The sequence below is a fragment of the Mycobacterium sp. TH-M103 genome (assembly GCF_057473785.1).
The window spans coordinates 1-4,838 of sequence record NZ_JBYCLG010000129.1; the positions used below are offsets into that span (position 1 = coordinate 1).

Consider the following 4,838-nt stretch of genomic DNA (forward strand, 5'->3'; position numbering starts at 1 on the left):
CTTGGCGAACTTCGGCGGCACGAAGACGACGGACACGTCGGCGCCGGTCTTCTTCATCGCCTCCTCGACGGTGCCGAACACCGGCAACTCGACGTCCTTGCCACCGGAATCCTTGTGCAACACGGTGGTTCCCGTCTTGCGGGCGTTGACGCCGCCCACCACCTGGGTTCCCGCCTTCAGCATGAGCGCGGTGTGCTTGGTGCCCTCGCCACCGGTGATGCCCTGGACGATGACCTTGGAATCTTTGTTCAGGAAGATCGACATGATTGGCTCCCTTACTTGTTCGCCAGCTCGGCGGCTTTGTCTGCACCGGCGTCCATGGTCTCGGCCTGGATCACCAGCGGATGGTTGGCCTCGGCCAGGATGCGGCGGCCCTCGTCGACGTTGTTGCCGTCGAGACGAACAACCAGCGGCTTGTTGGCCTCGTCGCCGAGGATCTCCAGCGCCTTGACGATCCCGGTCGCCACGGCGTCGCAGGAGGTGATGCCGCCGAAGACGTTCACGAACACGCTCTTGACCTGGACGTCGTTCAGGATCACGTCCAGCCCGGCGGCCATCACCTCGGCCGATGCGCCCCCGCCGATGTCGAGGAAGTTGGCAGGCTTGACGCCGCCGTGCTTCTCGCCGGCATAGGCGGTCACGTCCAGCGTCGACATGACCAGACCGGCGCCGTTGCCGATGATGCCGACCTCGCCGTCGAGCTTGACGTAGTTGAGGTCGTGCTCCTTGGCCTTGAGCTCGAGCGGGTCGGTGGACGCGCGGTCCTCGAACTCGGCGTGCTCGGGGTGACGGAAGTCGGCGTTGGCGTCGAGCGTGACCTTCCCGTCCAGCGCCAGAATGCGGTCGTCCGGGGTACGCACCAACGGATTGACCTCGACCAGTGTGGCGTCCTCGGCGACGAAGAGCTCCCACAGCTTGGAGATGGTGACCGCGGCCGCGTCGAGCACCTCAGCCGGCAGGTGGCCCTTTTCTGCGATGGAGCGCGCGAAGTCGAGGTCGACGCCCTTGACGGCGTCTACCGGGACCTTGGCCAGCCGTTCGGGCTTGGTGGCGGCGACCTCTTCGATCTCCATGCCGCCCTCGACCGAGCACATCGCCAGATACGTCCGGTTGGCCCGGTCCAGCAGGAAGGAGATGTAGTACTCCTCGGCGATGTCGCTGGCCTCGGCGACCAGAAGCTTCTTGACGAGGTGGCCCTTTATGTCCAGGCCGAGGATGTTCTTGGCGTGCTCGTAGGCGTCGTCGGGCGTGGCGGCGTACTTCACACCGCCGGCCTTCCCGCGACCGCCGACCTTCACCTGAGCCTTGACCATCACGGGGTGACCGATTTCGGTCGCGATAGCCTTGGCACCCTCGGCGGTGTCGGTCACCCGGCCCGGCGTGCTCGGTACGTTGTGTTTGGCGAACAATTCTTTGGCTTGGTATTCGAAAAGGTCCATGGACTCACTGTCTTCGCTCGGCTTGCTGCTAGGCCTGTCCGTCGGCGGTGCCCGGATCGGCAACGCGCACGGTGGCACTGTATCCACACGCAAAAAGGATCCCGACGCCGCGTCCACCGATGTGGCGCAGGTCACGGCCCTTTCGGCGCATGGGCCCGGGGTGAGCCAGATCACAAAATCGGTCGAACCGTGTCGTGAGGTTGCCAGTTGCTTCGGTCAGCGGATAACGTCCTAGGGTCCAGATAACGTTATGGTCACGATACGAGGACATTCCAGTTTGTCCCAGCACCGTTTGAGTCGTTCGCCCGCCGCCACAGGGCCGGGTATCACGCACCGCAGGGTAAAGCCGCACCGCAACGAAGTGACCGAAATCCTGCCCCTCGACGGCTTCGACTTCGAGGTTGCGGATTTCGCCGACGACTTCGGCGATCTCGCCGAGCTGGATTTCAGCAACGACACCGCCTTCGACAACGGAGCGCGTGTCCTGCTGGCGCCCGAGCTCGATGACCTCGACGCGAGCGACGATCTGATCCCGCTGCGACTGGCCGCCCCCCATCCGCTCGACGTCCGGGTGGCCATCGAGCCGGGCATCGAGATCAGGCATCTTCTGCACTCCGATGACCCCGAGGCCACCCAGGTGATCAGCGCGGTGCGGCGCGGAGGCCAGCATCGCAAAGAGCCGACCAGCGCGGCCAGGGGCCGGCTGCTCATCTCGGCGATGGCAGCCGGAGCGGCGGCCGCCGCGGCGCATACCGCGACCAGCCACACCGACGCACCCAGGACCACGGCCGTGCTGACCGCCCACGCGTCGCCGCTCACCGGCGGGGCGGGCACCGGCACGATCCGGGGAGCTCAGGTGATCGCCGTGCAGCCCGCGGCAAACGTCGCGGTCCACAACGAAGAACTGGCCAAGGGCGTCGCTTTCGCCAACGATCGCGCCCAGCGCGAGGCGCGGCTGCAGCAGCCGCTCTACGTCATGCCGACCAAAGGGATATTCACCTCCAACTTTGGGTATCGCTGGGGAGTGCTGCACGCCGGAATCGACATCGCCAACTCGATCGGAACGCCCATCCTCGCCGTCTCCGACGGAGTCGTCGTGGAGGCCGGCCCGGCCGCCGGCTACGGCGCGCTGGTCAAGCTGCGCCACGCCGACGGGACGGTCACGCTCTACGGTCACATCAACTCGACGCTGGTCAGCGTCGGTCAGCGGGTGATGGCCGGCGACCAGATCGCCACCATGGGCAACCGGGGCAATTCGACCGGACCGCATCTGCATTTCGAGGTGCTGCAGGGCGGCAGCCAACGCATCGACCCGGTGCCCTGGCTGGCCAGGCGGGGTCTGTACCTGGGCAACTACACCGGTTGATCTGGTGAGCTCACCGAACGAACCCACCCGTCAGCGCCCAGCCGAGTCCGACGCGCCGTCGTTCGACTCCGGGTCGCGGATCATCCGGCGTGCACCCACCGGCCCGATACCCAAGGCGCCGCGATCGCCGACCGGCCAGTTCGCCCCCCAACCACCGCCGTCGTATCCGGCCGGACCCCAAGCCGGGGATCGGGCGGGTTTCCCGGGCGAGGCGCCGAGCGACCGGACGGCCGTCGCCGCCTGCGCGGTCAGCATCGTCAGCGGGTGGGCCACCTCGGTCGTGGCCACGGACCTGATCGCCGGCTGGTGGAGAACCGACCGGCTGTTCTGCCTCGCGATCGCGTTTCTCGCGCTGGTCTTTGCCGTGGCCACCGTCACCGGCGTCATCATGCTGCTGCAGCACCGCCCCCTCGGGCGGTACCTCATCGTGGCCGGCGCGGTGGTCGCGGTGCTCACCTACGGTGGCGTGTTCATCGCGGGTGCCCGCGTCGCGTGGATCGTGCACACCCTCCCGTTGCTGCCGGTCGCCAGCGTCGTGCTGGCGATGCACCCGCGCACCAAGGATTGGCTGGAGGAATAGCCGCCCGCCAGTTCCGCCTACAGCTTGCTGATCGGGGCGTGGTTGTGCATCAGCTTGACCCGGCCTGAGCTGCCGAAGTCGATCAGCGACATCGCGGATTCGCCGGCGCCGGAAACCTCCTCGACGCGGCCCAGCCCGTACTTGTCGTGCGTGACCCGGTCCCCGGGCTGCAGCACCAGCAGCGGACGTTTGGCCATCCCCGCGCGGGTCGGCGTCGCCCGCGGCGCACCGAACCGGCCGGCGCCGCTGACCGGTGCGCTGAACGACGGCGCGGGCGCGCTGCGCCGCCAGTCGATCAGCTCCTGGGGAATCTCGCGCAGGAAGCGCGATTCGGGGTTGAGCATCGGCTGGCCCCACGACGACCGGACGACGGCCCTGCTCACGTACAGCCGCTGCCGGGCCCGCGTGATGCCGACGTAGGCCAGCCGCCGCTCCTCGGAGAGCTCGCTCGGGTCGTCGAGGGCGCGCATGTGCGGGAACATGCCGTCCTCCCAGCCGGTGACGAACACGACCGGGAACTCCAGGCCCTTCGCGGTGTGCAACGTCATCAGGGTGACCACACCGGCGCCGTGTTCGGGAATCTCGTCGGTGTCGGCCACCAGCGACACCCTCTCCAGGAACGACGCCAGCACACCGGTGTCCGGCACGTCTTCGTCCTCGGGAGCCGCCAGCGCTGCCGCGTTGGCCTGATCGGTGCTGAATTCGTGGGCGACGCTGACGAGTTCGTTGAGGTTGTCCAGCCGGGCCAGCTCCTGCGGATCGCTCGAGGACTCCAGCTCGCGGCGGTATCCGGTGCGCTCGAGCACCGACTCGACCAGGTCGCCGAGATCGTCGTCGAGGCGACCCCGCAACTCGTCGAGCATCTCGACGAACCCGGCGATCGCCTTCTCCGCGCGGCTGTTGAGCATCGGCACCTTGCCCGCGGCGGCCGCCACGAGCGCGTCGGCGAAGCTCGCGCCGGTGTTCTCGGCGTACACCGCCACGCAGGCCTCGGCCCGCTCGCCGATCCCCCGCCGCGGGGTGTTGAGGATGCGCCGCATGCTGACCGCATCGCCGGGGTTGTTCAGCACCCGCAGGTAGGCGACGATGTCGCGGATTTCCTTGCGCTCGTAGAACCGCACTCCCCCAACGACTTTGTAGGGAATTCCGACGCGGATGAACACCTCTTCCAGCGACCGCGACGAGTTGTTGGTGCGGTAGAAGACGGCCACGTCGTTGTAGGTGATCTCGCCGCGGTCGGCCAGGGCGTCGATCTCCTCGGCCACGAACCTGGCCTCGTCGTGCTCGTTGTCGGCGACGTAGCCGACGATCAGCTCCCCGGCGCCGGCGTCGGTCCACAGCCGCTTCTCGCGCCGTCCGGAGTTGCGCGCGATCACCGAGTTGGCCGCCGACAGAATGTTCTGCGTCGAGCGGTAATTTTGTTCCAGCAGAATCGTCGTGGCATCGGGATAGT

At 67.6% G+C, this 4,838-nt stretch carries 4 protein-coding genes and 1 pseudogene; 2 read left to right on the forward strand and 3 right to left on the reverse strand.

The window, feature by feature from the left end; genetic code table 11:
• Nucleotides 1–264: pseudogene (locus AC2VOR_RS07340) on the reverse strand (succinate--CoA ligase subunit alpha); the annotation flags it as partial.
• Between the two features lie 11 nt (nt 265–275).
• On the reverse strand, nt 276–1,439 hold the full coding sequence (gene sucC / locus AC2VOR_RS07345) for an ADP-forming succinate--CoA ligase subunit beta (protein ID WP_369737181.1): 1,164 nt from the start codon (nt 1,437–1,439) through the stop codon (nt 276–278).
• A gap of 277 nt (nt 1,440–1,716) precedes the next feature.
• Here sucC and AC2VOR_RS07350 point away from each other — a divergent pair, with 277 nt between their 5' ends.
• Together AC2VOR_RS07350 and AC2VOR_RS07355 are read left to right on the forward strand one after the other, a co-directional pair.
• Nucleotides 1,717–2,805, forward strand: coding sequence for a M23 family metallopeptidase (locus tag AC2VOR_RS07350; RefSeq protein ID WP_369737180.1), 1,089 nt, complete (start codon nt 1,717–1,719; stop codon nt 2,803–2,805).
• Between the two features lie 4 nt (nt 2,806–2,809).
• Nucleotides 2,810–3,385 (forward strand): hypothetical protein, encoded by a 576-nt coding sequence (locus tag AC2VOR_RS07355; protein ID WP_369737179.1) that lies wholly within the window; start codon nt 2,810–2,812, stop codon nt 3,383–3,385.
• A gap of 17 nt (nt 3,386–3,402) precedes the next feature.
• On the opposite strand, the gene AC2VOR_RS07360 is transcribed toward AC2VOR_RS07355, so the two are convergent.
• A partial coding sequence (locus AC2VOR_RS07360; protein ID WP_486963499.1) for a 3'-5' exonuclease occupies nt 3,403–4,838 on the reverse strand: 1,436 nt, incomplete at its 5' end.